The following is a 23,456-nucleotide window of genomic DNA, read 5'->3' on the forward strand; positions in this document are numbered from 1 at the left end:
AACGCCACCCTGGGCGTCCCTAAAATCACCAATCGCCCGAATTAGTTCTCTGAGATCACCTCAGTGGGGGTGCGCCAGTCGGCGTTGCATGTCTGCCGGACCGAAGAGAGCGTCTCGATATTCTGACGCCATACTTCTCGTAGCAATTGAACATGCTCGCTGCGCCTTCCAGTCAAAGGCAATGCCATGACATGCTAGCCTCATGAGAAATCTACCAGATGAGCCCTCGCAACAGATTGGTGGATCTGGCGGCACGGAACCTTCCATGCAAGTTCTGCGCACCATCGTTCCGCGTCGCGAATCCCGCAATAACGGCTATGTGGTTCGTGGAGTCAGTAGCGTATTGATCTTCCTGGCAGGGATCATTGGTTTTCTCTCGGCATTCAACGGAACCGAGAGCTTCGCCCCTCTGGCAATCGTTCTTGCAATCGTGGGGATCGGCGGTCGCATCGAAGCAGCAGTGCGGCTACGGCCCTGACGCGAAGGCCCCCTTGGTCACGGCCGTCACCCTCGACGACGGCGTACGACCCGTTGTGGTCAACAGCGCCATGACCGTCTGACTGCGCCGTCACCAACAGCGTCACGATCGTCGTGCTCGGGCCGACGCTTCTGGCCACACTGCGCCGCGCATCGTGCAAGGCGTCCTACGACCTGCGCTGCGGCGACCTGTCGATGTCGAAGAACCCGGCACCGATCGCGGCCGGGACACCCGCCGGGTCCGCTGATCATCCGGGACCATCCAGGGCAGCGCCGATAAATCTTCGTGATGGAGAAGCTGCAGAACATTATTTGTCTTTATGGGCTGCGCTGGTTGACGATGAGGTGCACCGATCGTCCCATTTGATCGAAGGAACCTCCAGTGCTCTTGAACATCAGTCCTGGAAGCAATGGACTCGCGGGCTGGCGCGAGTTGTACCTCGGCCGAGGTCCGGTTGTCCTTGGCCTGAGCGAGTCCGCGCGGCACGCCGTCGAGCGCTCGTATGAGCTGGTCGAGCGCCTGCTCGGGTCGGGTACCCCCATCTACGGCGTGAACACCGGCTTCGGACGGCTGGCGGACAAGCGCATCGAGTCCTCAGATCTGACGCGGTTGCAGGAAAACCTGGTGCTCTCCCACACGGTCGGAGTGGGGCAGCCGCTCGCGGACTCTGTGGTGCGCCTGGTGCTCGCCCTGAAGGTGGCGGCGCTGGCCCACGGTGCCTCCGGTGTTCGGCCCGTCGTCGTCGACACGTTGATCGAGATGTTCGATCGCGGCGTTCTCCCGGTGATTCCCTCGCAGGGTTCGGTCGGTGCCTCCGGGGATCTCGCTCCCCTGGCGCATCTGACCGCCGTGATGATCGGGCGAGGGCAGGCGACGTTCGCCGGTGAGGTACGGACCGGCGCCGAGGCCCTGAGGATGGCCGGGATCGAACCGCTCGTCCTCGGCCCCAAGGAGGGTTTGGCGCTGCTCAACGGGACGCAGGTCTCGACCGCGCTCGCCTTGGCGGGGCTCTTCGAGACGGAGAACGTGCTCGCGACCGCCCTGGCCGCCGGCGCCATGTCCGTCGAGGCGTCGCTCGGTTCGGCCGCTCCGTTCGGTCATGCCGTCCAGGCGCTGCGGCCGCATCCGGGCCAGGTACGCACCGCCGCCGTCCTCAGAGCGCTGCTCGCATCCGGTGACTATCGGACGGCCAGCGTCGGCGTGCGCGTCCAGGACCCGTACAGCCTGCGGTGCATGCCACAGGTGCTCGGGGCCTGCCTGGACCTGATCGAGCACGCGCGCACCACCTTGGAGATCGAGGCGAACAGTGTCTCGGACAATCCGCTCCTGATCTCCGAGACCGAAGAGGTCGTCTCAGCCGGGAACTTCCACGCGGAGCCGGTCGCGTTCGCGGCCGACATGCTGGCGATCGCGCTGTCGGAGATCGGAGCCATGTCCGAGCGCCGCATCGCCTTTCTCATCGACTCCTCGCTGAGCGGACTTCCGGCCTTCCTCACCGGTGGAACCGGCCTGACCTCCGGATTCATGAGCCTGCAGATCGCCGCGGCCGCCCTGACCGCGGAGAACAGGCAGCGCGCGCATCCGGCGTCGGTCGACAGCATTCCGACCGCGGGCAACCAGGAGGACTTCGTCTCCATGGCGACCCACGGGGCGCGCAGATTGCTGGACATGGCGCACAACGCCCGTGCCATCGTCGCGACCGAACTGCTCGCGGCGACCGAGGGCATGGACCACCACGCCGGTCTGCGTTCATCGGACCGGCTTGAGAACGTGCGTCGGCTCATCCGCAGCCAGGTGCCGTCGATGGCCGATGACTGGGAGTTCGCCCAGGCGGTGACCTCGGCGAACGCGTTGGTGCGTGACGGTGCCGTCGCCGAGGCCGCGGGGCTTCACGACGACGCCCACCTCTTCCCTCCCCGCAGTGGAAAGGACCAGATGTGACCTCCGAGACAGCGGTGACGCCGCCGGACACTCATCGCGGTGATCGGTCCAGGCCGTTCACAGGAGCGGAGTACCTCAAGTCGTTGCGCGACGGCCGGACCGTCTACCTCAACGGTGAGCGGGTCACCGACGTGGCGACGCACCCGGCGTTCCGCAACGCCGCGCGGTCGATCGCGCGGCTGTACGACGCGCTGCACGACGGTGAGCACCGCGAGACGCTGACCACTCCTACCGACACCGGCAACGAGGGTTACACGCACCGCTTCTTCAAGCCGGCGCGTTCGGTCGAGGATCTGCGTGCGCAGCGTGACGCCATCGCGGCCTGGTCCCGGATGACTTATGGCTGGATGGGGCGTACGCCGGACTTCAAGGCCGCCTTGACCAACACGCTGGGCGCGAACGCGAACTTCTACGGCGGGTTCGCCGAGAACGCGCGCCGGTGGCATCGCTGGTCGCAGGAGGCGGTGCCGTTCATCAACCACGCGATCGTGAACCCGCCCGTCGATCGGGGCCGGCCGACCGGCACCGTCAGTGATGTCAACGTCCGGGTGGAGGAGGAGGTCGACGGCGGCATCATCGTCTCCGGCGCGAAGGTGGTCGCGACCGGGGCGGCACTGTCGCAGTTCAGCTTCGTCGGGCAGAGCGGATCGTCCGACGGCGCGGACCCGAGCATGGCACTCATGTTCATGTTGTCGATGGACTCCCCGGGTTGCACGCTGATCTGCCGTTCGTCCTATGAGGGCAACGCCGGTTCACCGTTCGACCACCCGCTCTCCAGCCGGTTCGACGAGAACGACGCGATCTTCGTGCTGGACCGGGTGTTCGTCCCCTGGGAGAACGTCCTGGTCTACCGGGACGTGGACAGGACCGGACGTTTCTATCGTGAGTCCGGATTCATGCAGGGCTTCTGCCTGCAGGGCTGCACGAGGTACGCCGTGAAACTCGACTTCATGGCCGGCCTGGTCGCCCGAGCCCTCAAGACCACCGGCGGCGACGTCTTCCGCGGCAATCAGGCCCTGCTGGGCGAGATCGTCGCCCTGCGCAACATGTTCTGGGCGCTGTCGGACGCCATGGCCGGCTCGGCCGAGCCGTGGATCGACGGGACCGTGCTCCCCAGCAGGGAAGCGGCGTTCGCCTATCGGGTGTTCGCCCCTGACGCCTTCCCTCGGGTGCGGGAGATCGTGCACAAGGTCGTCGCATCCGCCCTGATCTACCTGCCGTCGTCCGGCTCGGACCTCCTCGACGACCGGGTCGGCCCGTATCTGGAGCGCTACGTCCGAGGCTCGAACGGGATCACCGCCGCCGAGCGGATCAAGGTCATGAAGTTGCTGTGGGACACGGTCGGCACCGAGTTCGCGGGCCGACACGAGCTGTACGAACGCAACTACGCCGGAAACCACGAGGAAGTGCGCCTGCAGTGCCTGCGTTCCGCCCAGGGATCAGGCGTGATGGCGGGGCTCGACGCCCTCGTCGAGCAGTGCATGGACGAGTACGACGAGCACGGCTGGCGGGCCCGTCCGTGGGCCGACCCCGCCCCTCAGGGGTGACCGATGGACGCGGAAGGGGTGAGTCAGATGACGAATCCGCACGAACCGCCGCCGACCGGCTTGGCCTTTCGCGAGGCGATGGCTTTCGCCGCGTCCTCCGTCCACGTGGTCACCTCCATCGGGGATCACGGCGACGCCGGTATCACGGCCACGGCCATCTGCGCGATCAGCGATGCGCCGCCCAGCCTGCTGGTCTGCCTGAACCGCCGAAGCTATGCGCACAGCGTGATCAGCCGCAGCGGCGTCCTCGCGGTGAACAACCTCAGCTACGACCAGCTCGCGCTGGCCGACGAATTCGCCGGACGGGGCAGCCGGTCGATGATCGACAGGTTCGCCCGCGCGCGCTGGACACGCGGGTCGACCGGCACGCCGCTGCTGGCGGACTGCCTGGCGAGTTTCGACTGCCGCGTGGACCACTCCATGACGGTGGGCACCCACGAACTGTTCATCTGCGCCGTCGTCGACATCGTGCGCGCCACTCCCCGGCGAGGGCTCGCCTACGCCGCGCGGCGCTTCTTCAGCGTCGACCTCGACCGGTCAGCCGGATCGTCGTCTCTCGCCGAACCCGGACACCGGCCGCGCGTTCACGACCGGGCCGGCGGCGAGCCCAGGGCCGGAGAGGTGTGAGCCGATGTTCGACGTCCGGCTGCTACAGACGCTGGTCGCGGTCGCGGAGCACAAGAGCTTCGCACGAGCGGCGCAAGCGCTGCACGCCACCCAGCCCGGAGTGTCACAGCAAGTCGCACGGCTGGAAACACACTTCGGTACGAAGCTGTTCACACGCGGAGGCGGTTCGGTCGAGCTGACGCAGGCCGGTGCGACGATACTGGTCCGGGCGCGGAACGTGCTCGCCGCGGTGGCCCGGCTGGAATCCGAGGCCCAGGCATTGTCGCGCGGGTACGCCGGCACCCTCGGCATCGGGCTGTCGTCTTCGATCGTGGCCAGTGACCTGCCGTCGCGGCTGCGAGCGTTCAAACGGGACTGGCCTCGGTTCCGTCTGGACGTGAGCGTGAAAAGCGCCGACGAGTTGTTCCCGCTGCTCGACACCGGCGCGCTCGACGCCCTCCTGACCACGCTGCCACCACGCGAGAGCGAGTACCTGAGCCACCACGTCGCGGACCAGGTCCTCGGCGTCGCCCTGCCTCTCGATCACCCCCTGTCCCGACGCCGCTCGGTTCGCATCGATGAGCTGTTCGACGAACGATTCATCGTGGTGCCGAGAAGCCGGCACCGGGCCGTCCACGACCAGCTGATCGCGCGCTTCGAGAACGCGGGACGCACGCTGGACATCGCCGCCGAAGAGGTGGCCTTCCCCAGTGTGCTCGCCCGGGTGGCACTGGGCGATGGAGTCGGGCTCGTGCCCGCGCAAATGGGCGCGGACCCCGGCAACGGCGTGGTCATCGTCCCCCTTGATGACAGCCTCACCCTGCCGATCCGCTACATCGTCCGCCGGGACTCCGCCAATCCCGCGGCCCAGGCCCTTCTGGAACACATCATGCGACCCGCACAACAAGAGGAGACCCCGTGAGGCTGGCCAGGGTCCTGACCGAGAACGGCCCGCGCATCGCATCCATCAGCGAGGACGGCGCGACACCGCTGGCCGCGACCCGTTTCGGCGACCTGTTCATGAGCGCGGACCGGCAGCCCGCCGCGGACGTCGTCGTGGACCCCGTGATGCTGAATCCGGCCGACGAGACCACACGGATCTTCTGCGTCGGCCACAACTACCGACACCACATCGAGGAAATGGGCCGTAGCGTCCCCGAACATCCCACGATCTTCTTCAAGCTGCCGAGCGCGACGATCGGTCCGTACGACGACATCGTGTTGCCGGCCCACTCGGCTGCCATGGACTGGGAGGTCGAGCTCGCGGTCATCGTCGGGGCCGATCTCCGCGACGCCTCGGACGAGCAGTGCCGTGCGGCGGTCGCCGGGTACACGCTGATCAACGACGTGACGGAGAGAGACTGGCAGCGCCGTACCAGCCAGTGGTTCCTGGGCAAGAACTTCGAGCGGACCACACCGCTCGGCCCCGTCGTCGTGACACCCGAGGACCTGCCGCACGACCACGCGGGAAACGTGGACATCGAGATCACCTGCGAGGTCAACGGCGTCGTCCGCCAGCGCACCCGAACCGGCGACCTGGTGTTCCCCGTCCCCCGGCTGCTGGCCTGTCTCTCCCGGGTCGTCACCCTGCGTCCGGGCGACATCATCGCCACCGGGACGCCGGGAGGTGTGGGCGCCGCGGCCACGCCGCCGACCTTCCTGCGTCCCGGCGACACCATCCGGACCTCGGCGACCGGCATCGGCAGCTGTGTGAACCGCTGCCGTACCGGCCCCGACACGTGAACACGGGAGAGCAACCATGACGAGATCCTGGTCGGTCATCACCAACGGCCACGTCATCGACATCGAGTCCGGCAGCGTGCTTCCGGACCACGACGTCCTCATCAACGGCTCCACGATCGTGAAAGTCGCGCCGGGCATCGACCTGACCCAGGAGGTGCCACGCGGCGAGGAGATCGACACGATCGACGCCCGAGGGAAGTACGTGGCACCCGGGCTGATCGACATGCACTGTCACATGACGTACGGCGAGAGCTACAGCCAGGAAGCGCAGGACCTCTACACCAGCGTGGAGATGCGCACCCTGATAGCCGCCGCCAACCTGCGCAAGGTCCTGCGGGCCGGCTTCACCACGATCTCCCAGCCCGGGGGCAGCTACTACATCGGCGTCGGACTGCGGGAGGCGCTGGTCGGCGGGCTCATCGAGGGGCCGCGCATGCACACGGCGGGCCGCTACCTCACGACGAGCAACGGGCTCACCGACTGGTACCCCGACGACGTGGGCGTGCCGCACGGGAGCATCGGCGTGCTCACCAACACCACCGACGAGATAATCTCCGAGATCCGCCACCAGGTGAAGAACGGCGTCGACCTGATCAAGCTGGCTGACAGCCCCTACGGGGAGTACCAGGCGTTCACCGACGGCGAGATGGCCACCGCCGCCGACCTCGCCCATCAGCTCAATCGCAAGATCACGATTCATGCCCGAGGATCGGCCGAGGTGTCGGCGGCCGTACGTGCAGGCATGGACTGGATCATGCACGGCAACTCGATGACCCCCGAGGTCATCGAGGAGCTTGCCGCCTCGAAGATCCCGCTCGTCCCCACGCTGCTCCTCCTGGCCAATCTCGCCGACTTCGGCGAGAAGGTCGGCGTCGAGGCGCACACCCGCGACAGCGTCAAGCGAATGCTGGACCGAACGGCCCAGACCCTTCACGACGCGCGCGACGCCGGCGTCAGGTTCATGGTGGGGACGGACAGCGGCTTCGCGGTCACGCCGTACGGCGAATGGCACGCGAGAGAGCTGCAGTTGCTGCGTGACTTCGCGGGACTGTCGGCCGTCGAAGCCGTGCGGGCCGCGACGACGGGTCCGGCCGAGTCCCTCGGCCTGGCGGGACGGCTCGGCACGACCCGAGCCGGTGCGATCGCCGACCTTCTCCTGCTCAACGGCAATCCCCTTCGGGACCTTTCGGTCCTGTTGCGGCCGGGCGGCATAGCCACCGTCATCCAGGGTGGACGGCCGGTCGCGGATCCGCCCGAGGAGCAGGAACGCCGCTGGCACAACCTGCGCTCACTGACGATGTCGAACGGTGTCGTCCTACGCCGCGACTTTCTGGACGGCATACCACTGTCCGCCGAGCCGGATCCCCTCGCGGCCAGGGATCCGGATCTCGCTGACATCTACCAGACGGTGGACCGCTTTCAGCGCGACGCCGTGATCGATGGCGACTGACAGGAGGACAACCATGTCCGCATCTCCCGAAGCACCTCAGGTGACCCGGCAGGACTCGGTCCCGGTCGAGGAGGCGCACGGATTCCGCTTCGACGACGGGGCGGTCCCCGCCCAAGCACTGACTTACGCACCGGCGAGCCTGGTCCGTGTCGGATCTGCCACCTTTGTCGCTGTTTCTGGCCACACGGGCACGGATGCCGATACCGCGGATTGCGAGCTGGCGCAGGCGGTCTCCCTGCAGACCACCGCGGTCCTCGACAAGATCCAGTCCGTCCTTCGCTCGATCGGCGGCACGATGGACGACGTCACCCGGGTACGTGTGCACGTGTGCGCGCCTCTCACGAAGGACGTCTTCGAGGCCATCCACGACGCCCGGCGCGCGTACTTCACCGGAACTCGCAAACCGGCCAGCACACTGGTCCGCGTGGCCGCGCTCGTGCGGCCGGACGCCCTGATCGAGATCGATGCCGACGCGGTCATCACCGACGAATCGACATCCCGGGAGACAGGCACCGACCAGTCGTGATCATCTCCTATCCCACGGGAACGGGCGCCTACCAGAGCCGGATCATCGAGTCCGGGGACGGGCCGCGTGAGATCTGGCTGGTGCACGGGATCGGCGGCCGCGCCGACCGCTGGCGATCATGCCTGGAACCACTCGCGCGGTCCGGGTACAGGGTGCGTGCGGTCGATCTGCCCGGGCACGGGTTCGCCGCGCGTACGGACGGCTTCGACTACACGGTGGCGGGGTTTTCGGCCTTCCTCTGCGACATCCTGCTCCGTCATACCGAGGGATCATCGGTCACCCTGGTCGGCACGTCGTTCGGCGCGCAACTCGCGCTTCGCACGGCGCTCGACCTCCATGCGAATCTGGACGCGCCACAGTTGGCGGCTCTGGTGTTGTGCGCGCCCACAGGCGTGTCCCCGCTCGGTTCGACGTTGCGCGACAGACTCGCCGAACGACTGCCGCAGATCGGACGCGAGGCGGTGCGGGCCCGCTTGAGCTTCATGACCGGGCTGCGCGGTGCCGACCTGGAAGCCATGGTCGAGGAGGAGTATCGCATCGTCACCTTCCCCGGGACGCCGCGTGCCTTCGCCCGCGTCGCCGCCATGATCCGTGCGGAACTGGACGCCCGTCCCCTGGCCGCGTCGCTGGCGACGCTCACCCAGACGCTGCCGGTGCTCCAGATCTGGGGCGAGGACGACCGTTCCATCCCTTTGGAGATAGGCGAACGCATCTCTCGGGGGGCGCCTCGAATGTCGTCCGTCGTTCTGCCCGGCGTCGGTCACATGCCCTACCTGCAGCAACCGGAGGTCTTCTGCGCCGAGATCCTCCGGTTCCTCGACGACTCCCTGGTGAGGGCCTGACAAGCCGGCGCAATCGCTCGGGTGCCAGGAGGTGCGTGAGGGTAGAGGGCTTCCGGTGAGACAGCGGTCGACCAGAATCGGTCGCGGTGCAGGGGCCGCCCCGCTTCTTCGGGAGCCACGTCCTGCCGTCGTCCGTGCCGGCCCGCACGAAGCCGACGAATTTCGGTCTACCTATTTCGGAAATGTCGGCTTATGCTCTGGGCATCTTGAAGTGGATCACCCCCCGGGAGGCGCCCATGAAGAAGATGACCATCCGCCGGAAGAGCACGCAGCGTCTGCTGTCCAGCGCCCGCCGACTCTGGGTCGAGTGGTGCTGGTAGGTGCTGATACGGCGGGCGCTCTCGGGTGCCCGCCCCCGCACCACCCGGCGTGGTCGTGACCCGCTACGACTGCCACCGAGGCCACGGGCCCTACGCCGGGGTCGCCGAGTTCCTCGCCGCCGTCGCCGCCGATCGACCGCGTCTGGCGGCCCGGCACCGGGTCGAGCTGTACGCGATCGCCCCCTGGCTCGACCGCGCCGCCCGGCCCGCCGCCGAGGAGGAGCCGATCCGGTTCCATCCCGCCCGCCGTACCGCATGTCTCGCGTACGGCGCGGCCGAGCTCACCGCCGCCTGGGCGGGCAGCCTGCGCGCCCCGGTCACCGTCACCTTCGAGCACGTCGCGAACGCCGACGAGACCACCGCCGAGTTCCTCGACACCCTGCTCAAGCGCCTCGACCCCACCTCGCTGAACCTGAACCTGAAGCTGAAACTGGAGCTGCGCGACGGCGGCCCCGCCGAGCCCGAACCGCCCGGGACGCCGGACGCCGTCCGCGCCGCCCTCGGCGACAGCCTGGCCCGCGGCTTCTACCACCACGCCGCCCGCGTCGCCGAGCACGGGCGCGCCACCGTCACCCCCGACGGCGACCTGCGGCAGTGGTGGGCCTGCACGACTGGCCTCGCCACGGCGCTGGCGGCGCTGGACCGCGCGGACGAGGCCCTGGCGCTCTACGACGAGGCGCGCGCGGCCACCACCGATCCGAAGATCAACATGTCTGCGGCGTACGCGACCGCGATGCTGTACGCCCGGCACCTCTCGCGTGCCGACCAGGACCCTGAAGCGGCGCGGCACTGGCTGGAGCGGGCGCTCCAGCTGGCCGAAGGCGTCACCGATCAGCGGGAGGCGGTGGTCTCCACCGTCTTCTACGAACAGGGGATCGCGCTGCTCGACGCCAAGGCGGGCGCGGCCGACCGGGCACTGCGGCTGGTCGAGGACGGGCTGGCCAGGCTGGCGCAGGTCCTCGGGCCGGGAGAGCGCCCGCAGCACCTGGCCCGGCTGCTGCACAACCGGGCGCAGGTGCACCTGGCGCTCGGCGACCCGGAGCGGGCGCTGGCCGACCTCGACACCGTGATCTCCCACGATCCGGGCAACAGCGAGTACTACGTGGACCGGGCCGCCCTGCACCGTACGGCCGGCCGTACCCAGGCGGCGATCAAGGACTACGGGACGGCCATCGAGCTGGGACCGCACCTGCCCGAGGCGTACTACAACCGGGCGGTGCTGAACCTGGAACGCGGACGCGCCGAACGGGCCCGCGCCGATCTGGAGCACGCGCTGGCGATCGATCCGGGGCATCTCGACGCCCGGATCGCCCTGGTCAACGCGCACCTGGAGCGCGGCGAACCGGACCCGGCCGAGCGTCATACGCTGGCCGGGCTGGCGCTGGCTCCGGCGGAGCCGGCACTGCTGTGCACGCTCGGGCTGATCCGCTCCGAACGCGGCGAGCCGGCCGAGGAGCTGTTCACCCAGGCGCTCGCGGGGGATCAGGGGCTGGTGGAGGCGTGGACGAACCGCGCGGCCGTACGGTATGAGCGCGGTGAGGTGGGTGCGGCCGTCGCCGACCTGGACCGGGCGGTGGCGCTGTCGTCGGCGCCGGAGCCGCGCTACAACCGGGGCACCGCGCTGGCGCGGCTCGGCCGCTGGGAGGAGGCGGCGCGAGACTTCGCCGACGCCCTCGCCCAGCCCGGCCTGGACCGCGCGCTGCGCCGCGACCTGCGCACCGAACTGGCCCGCTGCCACCGCGCCCTGTCCACCTGACGCCGCTCCCCGAGCCGACCGCCGCCTCCGACAGGGAGATCGCCCGTGAGGGCGTCGAGCCGCCGACCGGCAACGCGCCGCGCTACACGCTGCCGAGCTCCGAGGGTGTCAACCGGTTGACGGCCGAGAACGCCGTGAACGACGTCGAGTGGACCTTCACCGCCCGCCCGCCGCTGACGCGACGCAGCCGGGCGTCTCCTGCAACTCCTGGTTTCATCGAGGAATGGGGTGAGAACCGCCGGCCGACCCCGGCGGTCTTCGTCAGCTACGCGCTCGGTGGCGACGCGGCCGAGAGTGTGAAGGCCGGGTGCAGCACACCTTCCAGGTGGAGGCGTACCACTCGCGCTCGACCGCCGCGATGCCGAAGATCGTGGGGCTGAAGCTCTGGGCGAGCACCGACGACGGGACCACCTGGCAGTCCGTCACGCTCGGGCGGCGTGTACACGGCCGGTGTCCGCCACCCCGCCCTGGGTGCCACGACCCGGCGCGGTCAGCCTCCGGGCCATTGAGATCGGATTCCGAGCCGACGGCTCTCGCCGGATGAGGCAGGCGATGTTACGATCACCCTGTTTGTCCAAACTTAATAGCTTTGTCCACAGTGAGGAAGCCGGTCAAAGTCCGGCGCTGTCGCGCAACCGTAGGTCACCGGAAGGTGGCGAGTCGGGTCCATCCTGTGGGCGGTGATGTCAGACCACTGTCGCGAGAAGCAGGGGCGGACACGGTCGGCCAGTAGGTGCCCACCGTCCTTTCTCTCACGCGAAAGGACGAGGCGTGGATTGCACCTTTCGTAGACATCGACGGTCGGGCGTCGCGGTGCTGTCCGCTGTAGTCGGCATCGTGGCGGCAGCCGTCCTGTTCGGCCCTGTCGCAGCCGTTTCGGCGGCCGACGCGGAGGCCGCGCGCAGCAACGCGCGCTGGTTATCCCGCCAGCTCGCCCCAGACGGTACGTTGCAGAACCCGCTCGGCGGCGCGCTGCCCGACCACGGGCTCATGATCGACACCTTGTTCGCCCTGCGTGCCGGAGGGGAGGGCGAACTCGCCACCCCCATCGCCCGTTATCTGGACGACGGACGGCGCGCCAGCGACTACTTCACCTGGGACGGCCTGGTGCCCGGCATGGGCTACGACGCGGTGATCGTCGGCGGCGCCACGGCCAAGGTGCTGGTGGCCGCTCAGGTCGCCGGGCGGAACCCGCGTGCCTTCGGCGGGTACGACATGGTCGCGGAGACCCAGGGCGCGATCATGCGGTCGGGTCCCGACAAGGGACGCATCAGCGACTACTCCAAGAAGCCCGAACTGGCGGACTCTGTCACGAACAACGCGAACATGTTCGGGCAGGCCCTCGGCGTGATCGGGCTGGCGGGTGCCGGCGCGAACGACAGGCCGGCCATCGACATGCTGATCAAGCAGCAGTGCTCGGAAGGCTACTTCCGGATCTTCTTCGGCTACGTCCCCACCAGCGAGACCGGCGATCACGTCACGCCGACCGGCAACAAGCTCTCGACCTGCGACGAGGGCAAGCCTTTCGGACAGTCCGCGCCCGACGGCGATGCCACGGGCCTGGCGCTGTCGGCGTTGCTGGCCGCGCGGCACGCCGGCTCGACCGGGCTCGACGGGCCGATCGACGCGGCCGTGCGCTGGTTGAAGGCGAACCAGAAGCCCGGAGGCGGCTGGGGTGGCGGCGTCAGCACGGAGGCGCCGAACACCAACAGCACGGGGCTCGTCGTCCAGGCCCTCGCGGACGCGGGCGGCGCGGACGACGCGGTGGCGCGCGGCACCGCCTTCCTGGAGTCCGCGCAGGCGACGGCCGCGAGGGACGGTGCCGGCGCGCTCAGCGGCCAGATCGGCGCCATCGCCTACACACCCGAGGAGTACCAGGCGGCGCGGACCGCTGGAATCGTCGGGCTGGACACCTGGATCCGGGCGGGCGCCCAGGCTTCGCTCGGACTCGCCCGGATCGGATGGTACGACCTCACACAGGGCAGGGGCCCGCCACCGGGCGGAGACCCGACGCCCACCCCTACACCCACGCCCACACCCACCCGTTCACCCACGCCCACACCCACGCCGACGCCCACACCCACCCGTTCGCCCACGCCCACACCCACGCCGACACCGAGCCCGTCCCGTACGCCGACGGTGCGCCCGCCCGACAGCGTCATGGTCTTCTCGTCACCGGATGAGACCCCGACGACGCTCCGGCCGGGCAGCGTGAAGCCCACGCCGAAACCTTCAGTGAAGCCGAAACCGACGACCCGGCCCTCGACCAAGCTGCTCCCGAGGCCCGTAGGGACACGACGGTTACCTCCTCCGGTACCGCCGCGCCGTGGCGATCCCGGCCGTGAGAGGCCGCCACCCGGTGCGGGCCCCGCGCCCGTGTCGACGCCCCAGGCGCGGACCGAGCCCACCGCCGTCGGCCCCTCCGGACGGCTGGGCGCCTACCTGGCCGAACAACTCGTGGACGGTCACCATGTGGAGGTCGTCGAGGGCAACGAGACCTACGTCGACTACGACGCGACCGCGGATCTCGTGCTCGCGCTGCGCGTCCTGGGTGAGCAGCCGGCGGCCGTCACCCGGGCGTCGCGATTCCTGCTCCGTCCCGATTCGATCCAGGCGTACGCGCACGGTGCCCCGTACGAACAGACTCCTGCGGCGTACGCGCGGCCGCTGGCGAAGCTCCAGGTCATCGCGCGGTTCCTCCAGCACGAACAGAACGAACAGAACGAACCCACCGCGACCGCCGACCGGCTCGGTGACAGCCTCGCGCAGCTCAGAACGGCGCAGGGCCGATTCAACGACAGAGGAGCCTACGGCGATCAGGACGACCTGGTCGAAAGGCACGCATGGGCCCTCCTCGCGACAACGGCGAGCGAGCAGCCCGACGTGAGCGAGCAGCCCGACGTGAGCGGGCAGCCCGACGTGAGCGCGACCGGCGCGGCGCCGCTCGACGCACTCCTGCGGAGCCAGTGCTCCGACGGGTCCTTCCCGGCGAGCCTCGACAGCGAGGGGTGCGCGAGCGGAGATCCGGCCGCGACCGCCGCCGCGATCACCGCGTTGAGCGCCGAGCATCGCGGCGGGCCCGGGGCCAGGGGGAACGCCGGACCAGACGACGGGCCCGGGGCCAAGGGGAACGCCGGACCTCGTGGCGCTCCCGGGGCCGAGGGGAACGCGAAGAGCCGGTCCGCCGCGCTGGCGGACGCCGTCGCCGCCCTGTCCGCCGGTATCTCCGACGACGGCCTGGTACGGACCGATGGCCAAGTGGACGTGGTGCTGAGTGCGTCCGCCGCCGTGGGCCGCCGGATCGCGGGACTCGACACGCAGGACACCGCGCAGGCGCTCGGCGCGTTGCTCCGTACCGACGGCGGACTCGGCCGCTCCTCGACGGGCAGCGATCTGCCGACGAGCATCGCGGCCGCCCCCGGGGTCGCGGGGCGCTCCTGGCTGAACCTGCCCGGTTCACCGGTGACGGCCCGTCCGAGCCTCGTGGGGCGGGCGACCACGGCCGCGCGCAGCAGCGCGGCCACGACGGACCAGCCGTGGCCGACGTGGCCGTTGTACGCCCTCGGCGCGGCCGTGGCCGTGGCCGGGCTCGGATACTCCGGCCACCGCCTCGCCTCCCGAAGACCGCCGAACCCGGCCGGGGACTCACCGAATCCTGCCGGGGGTCCGACAAGTCCGACCAGCGGCACAACGAGCCCGGCCGAGAACCCGCCGAAGCCACGCTCACGACCGAACCGACCGTCTCCCGAAGGGAACACCGCATGAAGAGGGCTTTCGCCGTAGTCTGCGCGCTCGTGTTACCGGCCGTTCTCACGGTCGCCGTGCAGACGCCCGCGCACGCGGCAGGTTACGACGGCATCTGCACCGGTGCCGACGCACTGAGCGGCGTCACCGTCGTCATCGACTTCCAGGCGCTGGACGGCAACGGCGGCACCCCCGCGCCGACACTGACGCGCTGCTCGCCGAATCCGGCGCCGGGCACCCAGCGGACCGGGATCCAGGCCCTTCAGGACGCCGGGATCAGCGTGGCCGGCGTCGCGCAGTGGGGTCTGGGGTTCGTGTGCCGCCTGCAGGGCCGCCCTTCCGCCACCGAGTCGATCCCGCTGCCCACCAACCCGAACTACCGGGAGGCGTGCGTCGTCACACCGCCCGGCGCCGCCTACTGGTCGTACTGGCACGCCACGGGCGCCGACACGACCTGGTCGTACAGCAGTTACGGTGCCCTCAACCGCAACGTGGTGCCGGGTGGGTTCGAGGGCTGGTCGTTCTCGCTGAACAGGTCCTCCAGCACGAACCCGGAGCCGGGCGTGACCCCGAGGAACCCGGCTGTCAACCCGGGCAACCCGAACGTGACCCTGTCGGTGAACGACATCGACCGCAAGATCAATCTGGGCCAGAGCACCTCACTGACGTGGACGTCGGCGAACGCCAGTGCCCTGACCGCCTTCTCCGTGGCCCCGGCGACGGGCGGCGGCGCGTGGACCGGCGCGCTGGCGGCCCCCGGCGGCACGAAGACGATCACACCGACGGCGAGGGGCAGCTACACGTACACGATCCGGGCCACCGGTACCGGCGGGACCGTCTACAGCACGGCCACGCTGACGGTCCAGTGAGACGACCCGCCACCGTCCTGGGCGCCGTCCTGGGCACCGCCCTGACGGCGGCACCCGGCGCGGCCGCGATCGACCCGACCAAGGGCACACCGGGCTTCTGCCAGGACGGGACGGGTGTCACCGTCGTCGTCGACTTCCAGGAACTCGGCGGCACGACGATCGTGCGCTGCAATCCGCAGGCGCAGCGCGGCACGGGCCTGGACGCCCTGAAGGGGGCGGGCTTCCAGATCGCCGGGGTGCAGCGGTGGGGTGAGGCGTTCATCTGCCGGATCGAGAACCGTCCGTCGGCGGTGGAGCAACTCCCGGTGAAGGGCAAGGAGGGCTACCGGGAGGCGTGCATCGACACGCCGCCGGCGGGCGGGTACTGGTCGTACTGGCACGCGGGCAACAACTGCGCCTGGAAGTACAGCCAGTGGGGTGTCAAGAACCGCGACTTCGTCGCGGGCGGTTTCGAGGGCTGGTCGTTCTCACTGAACGCGACCGCCGACACCAACCCGAAACCGCGCATCGCCGCCGTCCGTCCCGGGACGGAGGGCGGCTCGTGCGACGCGGCGGAGGAGCCCCCGCCCACGAGCGACGACCCGAACGCGGTCCAGCCCGGGTCGGGCGACGAAGAGACCCGCCGGGAACCCCCGCAGCCGACCCAGGACGCCCCCGCCGCGCAGGATCCGCCCCCGCCGTCCCCGCGCTCGGACCCGGATCCCCCTGCCACGCAGGCCCCGCCGCGCGCGGACCCCACCCCGCGCGCGGAGCCGGAGCGCCCCGCCGTCCAGGAACCCACCCGGCGTCCGAAGCCGGAGTCCCCTGCCGTCCGGGACGCGCCGAGCACGGAACCGGAGCCCCCGAGGGCGGCCCCGTCCGGGCGACCTCCCCCGGAGAAGGGCGACACGCTGCCGCGCCCCCTCCCCCGGGCCGCGCGGACGTCCGTCCCGGACGACCCGGCGCGTAATGTGGCCTTCGTCGGCGGGGAGGACTCTCCCGATGTCTCCGCACTCGTCAAGGAGCAGTCCGGCGCCAGCGATCACGCCCCCTGGGTGGCCGCCGGTGCCGCCGTGGTGCTCGGCGCCGCGACCTGGCTGACCGCCCTCCGCCGGCGACGGGCCAGAGACGGCTGATGCGCTCCCGCTCGGCCGGTTACTTCCTGCCGCGCGACCTGCACCCGGGCGCCTGGTGGGTGTGGACGCTCGGCCTCGCCGTCGCGGCGAGCCGCACCACGAATCCGTGGCTGCTGCTCACGATCATCGCGGTGGTGTGCCACGTGGTGATCGCCCGGCGCACCGAGGCGCCGTGGGCGATGGCCTTCCGCGTGTACCTGGTGCTCGGCGCCGTGATCATCACCTTCCGGGTCTTCTTCCGGTTCGTCTTCGGCGGCGCGGAAGGCTCGACGATCATCCTGGACCTGCCGGAGATCCCGCTGCCCGCGTGGGCGGCGGGTATCCGGCTGTTCGGCGCCGTCTCCGCCGAGTCGCTGCTCGGCGGACTCTACGACGGGCTGCGGCTGGCGGCCATGGTGATCTGCCTGGGCGCGGGCAACGCGCTGGCGAACCCGAAGCGGCTGCTGAAGGCGATGCCGCCGGCCCTGTACGAGGTCGGCACCGCCGTGATCGTGGCCCTGTCGGTGTTCCCCCAGCTCGCCGAGAGCGTCCTGCGGGTACGGCAGGCACGCAGACTGCGCGGCGGCACCCGAGGCAAGCGGATGCACGGGCTGCGCACGATCGTCATCCCGGTGCTGGAGGACGCGCTGGACCGGTCGCTGGCGCTCGCGGCGTCGATGGATTCGCGAGGGTACGGCCGAGCCGGTACGGCCGCCCCCCGAGCCCGGTTCGTCACCGGGACGCTGATGATCGTCGGGCTGGGCGGCGTGTGCGTCGGCGTCTACGCCACTCTCGACGGCAGCACGCCCCGTTTCCTGGCCCTGCCCGTCCTGCTGGCCGGACTGGCCACGGCACTGGCCGGGTTCCGGCTCGCCGGTCGGCGCGTCCACCGGACCCGGTACCGGCCCGACCGGTGGAGGCTCGCCGAGGCGGTCACCGCAGGCAGCGGGATCGCCGTCGCGCTCGCGCTGTTCGCGACGTCCAGCGTGGACCCGACCAACCTCAATCCGTCGCTCATCGAGCTGTCGTGGCCGCTGCTGTCGTGGGAACCGCTGCTCGGGGTGCTCGCCGGGACGCTGCCCGCGTTCCTCACCCCGCAGCCCGAGCACCTCCCCGGGAGGGTACCTTCGTGATCGAACTGACCGGCGTCTCCTTCTGGTACCACGGGCAGGCCGAGCCCGTGCTCGCGAACGTCGGCGCGACCATAGGCGAAGGCGAACTGGTGCTCGTCGCGGGACGGACGGGCGCGGGCAAGTCCACCCTGCTCGGCACGGTCAACGGCCTCGTCCCGCACTTCACCGGCGGTCATCTCGAAGGCCGGGTCGCGGTCGCCGGCGCCGACACCGCGTCACACCCGCCGCGCGAGTTCGCGCATCTCGTCGGCGTCGTCGGCCAGGACCCGCTCGCCGGATTCGTCACCGACACCGTCGAGGAGGAACTCGCCTACGGCATGGAGCAACTCGGGCTGAGTCCGCCCGTCATGCGGCGCCGCGTCGAGGAGACCCTCGATCTGCTCGGCATCGCCGACCTGCGCCATCGTGCGCTACGACAGTTGTCGGGCGGGCAGCAGCAGCGGGTCGCGATCGGCTCGGTCCTCACCATGCACCCGCCCGTCCTGGTCCTGGACGAGCCGACGTCCGCGCTCGACCCGACCGCCGCCGAGGACGTCCTCGCGACGCTCGCGCGGCTCGTCCACGATCTCGGCACGACCGTGCTGCTCGCCGAGCACCGGATGGAGCGGGTGGTCCCGTTCGCCGACCGGATGCTGTACCTGGCGGGGAACGGGACTCTCGTGGACGGCCCGCCGGCCGCCGTGCTCCGGGACATGCCGATCGGGCCGCCGATCGTCGCACTCGGCCGCTTCGCCGGGTGGGAACCGCTGCCGTTGTCCGTCCGGGAGGCCCGCAGACAGGCCGGGCCGCTGCGCGAGGCGCTGCCCGCGCCGCCCGGCGATCCGGCCGACCCGGTCGTGGCACCGGTGCTCACCGGCCGGAACATCGTGGTCCGGTACGGCTCCACCGTCGCCGTCCGGGAGGTGAGCCTGGACCTGCACGGCAGTACGGTGCTCGCCCTCATGGGCCGCAACGGCTCGGGCAAGTCCTCCCTGCTGTGGGCGCTGCAGGGCTCGGGGCCGCGCCAGGGCGGCACCGTCGCCGTAGCCGGATCCGATCCGGGACGGCTGCCGAGCGCGCAGGCCCGCGCGCTCGTCGGACTCGTCCCCCAGACCGCCGGGGACCTGCTGTACCTGTCGCGGGTCGCCGACGAGTGCGCCGCCGCCGACCGTGAATCGCAGGCCGCGCCCGGCGCGTGCCGAGACGTGCTCGACCGGCTCGCCCCCGGCATCGACCCGGACGCCCATCCGCGAGACCTGTCCGAGGGGCAGCGGCTCGCGCTCGTGCTGGCCGTCCAGCTCACCGCGGCACCGCCGATCATGCTGCTCGACGAGCCCACCCGGGGCCTCGACTACGACGCGAAGTCCGCGCTCGCCACCACGATCGCCGTGCTCGCCGCCGAAGGGCGGGCCGTCGTCGTCGCCACACACGACGTCGAGTTCGTCGCGGCCGTGGCCGACCGGGTCATGGTCATGGCCGAAGGGGAGATCGTCGCCGACGGGCCGGCCCGCGAGGTGCTGGGCGGCTCACCGGCGTTCGCGCCGCAGGTGGCGAAGATCCTCGGCCCCGACTGGCTGACCGTCGCCGACGTCCGGGCCGCGCTCCCCCAGGAGGCCCGATGACGGCGAGCCCCGTCCGTGTCGGCCCGCGCTCGGCGGCCGTGCTCGTGCTCGCGTCCGTCTCAGGGCTCATGATGTTCGTGTGGCCGCTGCTCGTCCGCGTCGAGCCGCAGAGCATGCAGCACGGGCCGGACGCGCCGTTCGTCTTCATCGGCATCCTGCCCGTCCTCATCGTCGTCGTCCTCGCCGAACTGTCGGAAGGCGGCATGGACTCCAAGGCCCTGGCCATGCTCGGGGTCCTGTCGGCGGTGAACGCCGCCCTGCGCCCGCTGGGCGCCGGCACGGCCGGCATCGAGACGGTGTTCTTCATACTGGTGCTCGCCGGGCGGGTCTTCGGCCCCGGCTTCGGGTTCGTACTCGGCTGCACCTCCCTGTTCGCCTCCGCGCTCCTCACCGCCGGGGTCGGCCCGTGGCTGCCGTTCCAGATGTTGTGCTCGGCGTGGATCGGCATGGGCGCCGGGCTGCTGCCGCGCCGCGTCACCGGCAAGGCCGAGATCGCCATGCTCGTCGCCTACGGCATCATCGTGGCCTATCTGTTCGGCTTCCTCATGAACCTGTGGTTCTGGCCGTTCATCACCGGCGCCGAAGTCCCCTACCACGACGGCCACATCTCCTACGTCCCCGGCGACCCCGTATGGGAGAACCTGCACCGCTTCGCCGTGTTCACCCTGCTGACCTCGACCGCCGGCTGGGACACCGGCCGCGCCATCACCAACACCGTCGCGATCCTCGTTCTCGGGCCAGCGGTCCTGGCCACACTGCGCCGTGCGTCACGCAAGGCGTCCTACGGCCTCGCCCCCACGTTCTCCTCGTCACCGGGCTCCTCGTCACCGGGCCGGGGATTCAGGCACGGCTGAGCGCGAGCCCCAGGGCGACGCCCACCACGCCCTCGGCCGTTTCTAGATCACATATATTTCGTAGTTGCATATCATTCGCGATAAGGGGTTCTGGTGGCCGTAGTCCTGGGGATCGAGACCTCGTGCGACGAGACCGGCGTCGGCATCGTCGCCGACGGGCGCATCCTGGGAGCGGCCCTGGCCTCCTCCATGGGGCAGCACGCCCGCTTCGGCGGCGTCGTCCCGGAGATCGCCGCCAGAGCCCACCTCGAATCGCTCGTGCCCTGCCTGCGCTCGGCCATGGAGCAGGCGCGGATCGAACCCAGCGAGATCGACGCGATCGCCGTCACCTCCGGCCCCGGCCTGGCCACCGCGTTGCAGACGGGCCTGGCCGCCGCCAAATCGCTCGCGCTCGGCTGGGACCGGCCCCTGTACGGCGTCCACCACCTGGCCGGGCACGTCGCCGCCGACACGCTGGAGCACGGCCCGCTGCCGGACCGCTCGATCGCGCTCATCGTCTCCGGCGGCCACACCTCGCTGCTGCTCATCGACGACCTGGCCACCGATCCGATCGTCCACCTCGGCGACACCCGCGACGACGCAGCGGGCGAGGCGTTCGACAAGGTCGCCCGCCTGCTCGGCCTGCCCTACCCGGGCGGCCCGTCGGTCAGCCGCGCTGCCGCCGCCGGCGACCCGGACGCCATCGCCTTCCCCCGTGCCATGCTCGGCCACGGGTACGACTTCTCCTTCTCCGGTCTCAAGAGCGCCGTCGCCCGCCGGGTCGAACAGCACCCCGGACTGTCCGTCCCCGACGTGGCCGCCTCCTTCCAGGAGGCCGTGGCCGACGTCCTGACCCGCAAGGCCGTGGCCGCCTGCCTGGAACACGGCATCGACACCCTGGTCATCGTCGGCGGCGTCGCGGCCAACGCCCGCCTGCGCGCCCTGGCCGCCGAGCGGTGTGCCGCCTCCGGTATCACCCTGCGCGTCCCGCCGCCCGCGCTGTGCACCGACAACGGGCCGATGATCGCGGCGGTCGGCGACCTGCTGGTGACGGCCGGGCACCCGCCTGCCACGCTCGACCTGTCCGCAGATCCTTCTGCCCCTCTCACCAAGGCGGTGTGTTCATGACCGGTACAGCTCACCCCATCACCGTCGTCGGCGACCCGGTGCTGCACACCCCGCCTGCCTGTCGGTGCCCGGCCGCCCCGACCTGGCCACCTGTCACGGCTTCGACCTCACCGGGGCGCCGGTGACCGTCCACGGGACCGGGGTGCTGGCCCGCTGCCTGCAGCACGAGTGCGACCATCTGGACGGCATGCTCTACCTCGACCGGCTCCCGGCGGCGGCCCGCGAGGCCGTCCTGGCGGAGTTCCGTGAGCGTCAGGAGGCCGCCGCGCAGCCGTGACAACGGCCGTGCAGCACCTGTCCGGCCGAGCGGGGCATCGGCCACCGAGGGGACGGCGTCGATCCGGACACGTGCCGCCCCGGTCACAGAAGACTCTCTTTTGCTGGATTAGTGTTGTTGCGAACTATTCGCGACTACGTGCGGGGGAGATGCTGATGAGTCAGTATTCGCTGCCTGACATGCCCTACGACTACGCGGCCCTTGAGCCCGCCATCACCGGCGAGATCCTGGAGCTGCACCACGCCAAGCACCACGCGGCGTACGTCAAGGGCGCCAACGACACCCTGGAGCGGCTCGCCGAGGCCCGCGACAAGGGCGAGTTCGGCGGCCTGGTCGGCCTGGAGAAGACCTTCGCCTTCAACCTGTCCGGCCACGTCCTGCACTCGATCTTCTGGGAGAACCTCTCCCCCGACGGCGGCGACCGCCCCGACGGCGAACTCGGCGACGCGATCACCGAGCACTTCGGCACGTTCGACGCCTTCCGCAAGCAGCTCACCACCGCCACCGCCGGGGTCCAGGGCTCCGGCTGGGGCATCCTCGCCTGGGAGCCGCTCGGCCGCCGCCTGATCGTCGAGCAGGTCTACGACCACCACGGCAACGTCGGCATGAACTCCACGCCGCTGCTGGTGTTCGACGCCTGGGAGCACGCTTACTACCTGCAGTACCGCAATGTGCGCCCCGACTACGTCGAAAAGCTCTGGGGCCTGATCAACTGGGACGACGTCAAGGCCCGCTTCACCGCGGCCAAAGGCGCCTGACCTCCGATGAACGCGGCGCCTGCTCATCAGCTTGGTCCAGAAGTGCGGGCAGGCGCCGTCCAGGCACACATCCTCCTCGTCCCCGCCCCGGACCTCGCCGCCTTCCTGCCCGCGCTCGCCGACATCGGCGGCTCGGCCTTCACCCGGGCACCCTGGCGTGAGCCCCACCCCGCCGCCCGCTCCGTCGCCGCCCGCGCACTCGCCGACCGCGCCCGGCCCGGCTTCGTCCTCGCCCTCGCCGTGCACGGCGAGCAGGTGTACGGCTTCGCCTACGGGTATCGCTGCTCCTCGCTGGCCCTGCTCGCCTCCCACCCGCCCCGCGCCGATTTCACCCTCAAGGAACTCGCCGTCCTGCCCGCCCTTCAGGGCCACGGACTGGGCGTATCCCTGCACGACGCCGTACTCCGGGCGGCCGGTGAAGCCACCAAGTGGCTCGCCACCCATCCCGGCGCCAAAGCCGCCGTCGGCCTGTACCGCAGCAGGGGCTGGCGCACCGCGCTTCTCCACCGGCCCGACCGTATGATCATGCTCCGCGAGCGATGAGGCCCACGATCAGCCGAAAATCTGAATCGTCCATTTCGCTCCGGAGGGCGCGTCAACCGTCACTCGGCGCGTCTCTTCCTCCCCGTTCGGTATACGGCTGAATCTGACTTTCGACGCGCCCTTGGAGCACGCATGCCCGAAGCGCGAGGAGTCTACTTCGATGGACACTTTTCCGGATACTCCGATGCAGTCAATCACGACAGTGAGGTGATCTCAGAGAACTAATTCGGGCGATTGGTGATTTTAGGGACGCCCAGGGTGGCGTTT

Annotated in this window: 21 protein-coding genes; 20 read left to right on the forward strand and 1 reads right to left on the reverse strand. The window is 70.3% G+C overall.

The annotated features are described in order from the left end of the window. Positions 1-202 precede the first annotated feature (202 nt). The 10 genes from ABD120_RS36270 (at position 203) to ABD120_RS36315 (ending at position 11,209) form a co-directional block, all read left to right on the forward strand. Positions 203-478, forward strand: coding sequence for a hypothetical protein (locus ABD120_RS36270; protein WP_343954895.1), 276 nt, complete (start codon positions 203-205; stop codon positions 476-478). A gap of 381 nt (positions 479-859) precedes the next feature. Further along, complete coding sequence (gene hutH, locus ABD120_RS36275; protein ID WP_343954896.1) at positions 860-2,419, forward strand: histidine ammonia-lyase; 1,560 nt, start codon at positions 860-862, stop codon at positions 2,417-2,419. Continuing rightward, entirely contained in the window at positions 2,416-3,966 is a 1,551-nt protein-coding gene (locus tag ABD120_RS36280) for a 4-hydroxyphenylacetate 3-hydroxylase N-terminal domain-containing protein (RefSeq protein WP_343954897.1), read from the forward strand. The genes hutH and ABD120_RS36280 overlap by 4 nt, the downstream gene beginning before the upstream one ends. Positions 3,967-3,993: 27 nt before the next feature. Then, the gene (locus ABD120_RS36285; RefSeq protein WP_343954898.1) at positions 3,994-4,593 is read left to right on the forward strand and encodes a flavin reductase family protein; all 600 of its coding nucleotides are present in this window, start codon (positions 3,994-3,996) and stop codon (positions 4,591-4,593) included. Between the two features lie 4 nt (positions 4,594-4,597). After that, complete coding sequence (locus tag ABD120_RS36290; protein WP_343954899.1) at positions 4,598-5,494, forward strand: LysR family transcriptional regulator; 897 nt, start codon at positions 4,598-4,600, stop codon at positions 5,492-5,494. Next, the gene (locus tag ABD120_RS36295) at positions 5,491-6,315 is read left to right on the forward strand and encodes a fumarylacetoacetate hydrolase family protein (protein WP_343954900.1); all 825 of its coding nucleotides are present in this window, start codon (positions 5,491-5,493) and stop codon (positions 6,313-6,315) included. The genes ABD120_RS36290 and ABD120_RS36295 overlap by 4 nt, the downstream gene beginning before the upstream one ends. Before the next feature lie 16 nt (positions 6,316-6,331). Further along, positions 6,332-7,765 (forward strand): amidohydrolase family protein, encoded by a 1,434-nt coding sequence (locus ABD120_RS36300; RefSeq protein ID WP_343954901.1) that lies wholly within the window; start codon positions 6,332-6,334, stop codon positions 7,763-7,765. Between the two features lie 13 nt (positions 7,766-7,778). Further along, positions 7,779-8,291, forward strand: coding sequence for a RidA family protein (locus ABD120_RS36305; protein ID WP_343954902.1), 513 nt, complete (start codon positions 7,779-7,781; stop codon positions 8,289-8,291). Then, on the forward strand, positions 8,288-9,133 hold the full coding sequence (locus ABD120_RS36310) for an alpha/beta fold hydrolase (protein ID WP_343954903.1): 846 nt from the start codon (positions 8,288-8,290) through the stop codon (positions 9,131-9,133). Before ABD120_RS36305 ends, ABD120_RS36310 begins: the two co-directional genes overlap by 4 nt. 345 nt (positions 9,134-9,478) lie before the next feature. Continuing rightward, complete coding sequence (locus ABD120_RS36315) at positions 9,479-11,209, forward strand: tetratricopeptide repeat protein (RefSeq protein ID WP_343954904.1); 1,731 nt, start codon at positions 9,479-9,481, stop codon at positions 11,207-11,209. 82 nt (positions 11,210-11,291) lie between these two features. Here the strand turns inward: ABD120_RS36315 and ABD120_RS36320 are convergent, their stop codons facing one another. Next, the gene (locus ABD120_RS36320; RefSeq protein ID WP_343954905.1) at positions 11,292-11,426 is read right to left on the reverse strand and encodes a hypothetical protein; all 135 of its coding nucleotides are present in this window, start codon (positions 11,424-11,426) and stop codon (positions 11,292-11,294) included. A gap of 620 nt (positions 11,427-12,046) precedes the next feature. On the opposite strand from ABD120_RS36320, the gene ABD120_RS36325 reads away from it, so the two are divergent. The 10 genes from ABD120_RS36325 to ABD120_RS36370 all read left to right on the forward strand — a co-directional run bounded on the left by ABD120_RS36325 (position 12,047) and on the right by ABD120_RS36370 (position 23,189). After that, positions 12,047-14,974 (forward strand): collagen-like triple helix repeat-containing protein, encoded by a 2,928-nt coding sequence (locus tag ABD120_RS36325; protein WP_343954906.1) that lies wholly within the window; start codon positions 12,047-12,049, stop codon positions 14,972-14,974. Further along, the gene (locus ABD120_RS36330; RefSeq protein WP_343954907.1) at positions 14,971-15,822 is read left to right on the forward strand and encodes a hypothetical protein; all 852 of its coding nucleotides are present in this window, start codon (positions 14,971-14,973) and stop codon (positions 15,820-15,822) included. Before ABD120_RS36325 ends, ABD120_RS36330 begins: the two co-directional genes overlap by 4 nt. Then, positions 15,819-16,937, forward strand: coding sequence for an ABC transporter substrate-binding protein (locus ABD120_RS36335; protein WP_343954908.1), 1,119 nt, complete (start codon positions 15,819-15,821; stop codon positions 16,935-16,937). The genes ABD120_RS36330 and ABD120_RS36335 overlap by 4 nt, the downstream gene beginning before the upstream one ends. Then, positions 16,937-18,049 (forward strand): energy-coupling factor transporter transmembrane component T family protein, encoded by a 1,113-nt coding sequence (locus ABD120_RS36340; RefSeq protein ID WP_343954909.1) that lies wholly within the window; start codon positions 16,937-16,939, stop codon positions 18,047-18,049. The genes ABD120_RS36335 and ABD120_RS36340 overlap by 1 nt, the downstream gene beginning before the upstream one ends. Continuing rightward, entirely contained in the window at positions 18,046-19,650 is a 1,605-nt protein-coding gene (locus ABD120_RS36345) for an ABC transporter ATP-binding protein (protein ID WP_343954910.1), read from the forward strand. The genes ABD120_RS36340 and ABD120_RS36345 overlap by 4 nt, the downstream gene beginning before the upstream one ends. After that, positions 19,647-20,504, forward strand: coding sequence for an ECF transporter S component (locus tag ABD120_RS36350; protein WP_343954911.1), 858 nt, complete (start codon positions 19,647-19,649; stop codon positions 20,502-20,504). Before ABD120_RS36345 ends, ABD120_RS36350 begins: the two co-directional genes overlap by 4 nt. Before the next feature lie 93 nt (positions 20,505-20,597). Then, positions 20,598-21,611, forward strand: coding sequence for a tRNA (adenosine(37)-N6)-threonylcarbamoyltransferase complex transferase subunit TsaD (tsaD, locus tag ABD120_RS36355; protein WP_425564094.1), 1,014 nt, complete (start codon positions 20,598-20,600; stop codon positions 21,609-21,611). A gap of 64 nt (positions 21,612-21,675) precedes the next feature. After that, positions 21,676-21,888, forward strand: coding sequence for a peptide deformylase (locus tag ABD120_RS36360; protein WP_425564095.1), 213 nt, complete (start codon positions 21,676-21,678; stop codon positions 21,886-21,888). Between the two features lie 155 nt (positions 21,889-22,043). Continuing rightward, positions 22,044-22,646, forward strand: a complete 603-nt coding sequence (locus ABD120_RS36365; RefSeq protein ID WP_343954912.1) for a superoxide dismutase — start codon at positions 22,044-22,046, stop codon at positions 22,644-22,646. 42 nt (positions 22,647-22,688) lie between these two features. Continuing rightward, positions 22,689-23,189 carry a GNAT family N-acetyltransferase gene (locus tag ABD120_RS36370; RefSeq protein WP_343954913.1) on the forward strand — a complete coding sequence of 167 codons (501 nt, stop codon included), beginning with the start codon at positions 22,689-22,691 and terminating at the stop codon, positions 23,187-23,189. The last annotated feature ends 267 nt before the right edge of the window (positions 23,190-23,456 follow it).

Origin of the sequence: Nonomuraea longicatena (assembly GCF_039525605.1) — a bacterium.
GTDB lineage: Bacteria > Actinomycetota > Actinomycetes > Streptosporangiales > Streptosporangiaceae > Nonomuraea > Nonomuraea longicatena.

What these genes read in the sequence shown, in the direction of transcription:
- ABD120_RS36330 (WP_343954907.1), top strand. Translation starts at nt 14,971, where the DNA reads ATGAAGAGGGCTTTCGCCGTAGTCTGCGCGCTCGTGTTACCGGCCGTT.
- ABD120_RS36340 (WP_343954909.1), top strand. Translation starts at nt 16,937, where the DNA reads ATGCGCTCCCGCTCGGCCGGTTACTTCCTGCCGCGCGACCTGCACCCG.
- ABD120_RS36305 (WP_343954902.1), top strand. Translation starts at nt 7,779, where the DNA reads ATGTCCGCATCTCCCGAAGCACCTCAGGTGACCCGGCAGGACTCGGTC.
- ABD120_RS36285 (WP_343954898.1), top strand. Translation starts at nt 3,994, where the DNA reads ATGACGAATCCGCACGAACCGCCGCCGACCGGCTTGGCCTTTCGCGAG.
- ABD120_RS36320 (WP_343954905.1), bottom strand. Translation starts at nt 11,426, where the DNA reads ATGAAACCAGGAGTTGCAGGAGACGCCCGGCTGCGTCGCGTCAGCGGC.
- ABD120_RS36365 (WP_343954912.1), top strand. Translation starts at nt 22,044, where the DNA reads ATGAGTCAGTATTCGCTGCCTGACATGCCCTACGACTACGCGGCCCTT.
- ABD120_RS36350 (WP_343954911.1), top strand. Translation starts at nt 19,647, where the DNA reads ATGACGGCGAGCCCCGTCCGTGTCGGCCCGCGCTCGGCGGCCGTGCTC.
- ABD120_RS36270 (WP_343954895.1), top strand. Translation starts at nt 203, where the DNA reads ATGAGAAATCTACCAGATGAGCCCTCGCAACAGATTGGTGGATCTGGC.
- ABD120_RS36300 (WP_343954901.1), top strand. Translation starts at nt 6,332, where the DNA reads ATGACGAGATCCTGGTCGGTCATCACCAACGGCCACGTCATCGACATC.
- ABD120_RS36290 (WP_343954899.1), top strand. Translation starts at nt 4,598, where the DNA reads ATGTTCGACGTCCGGCTGCTACAGACGCTGGTCGCGGTCGCGGAGCAC.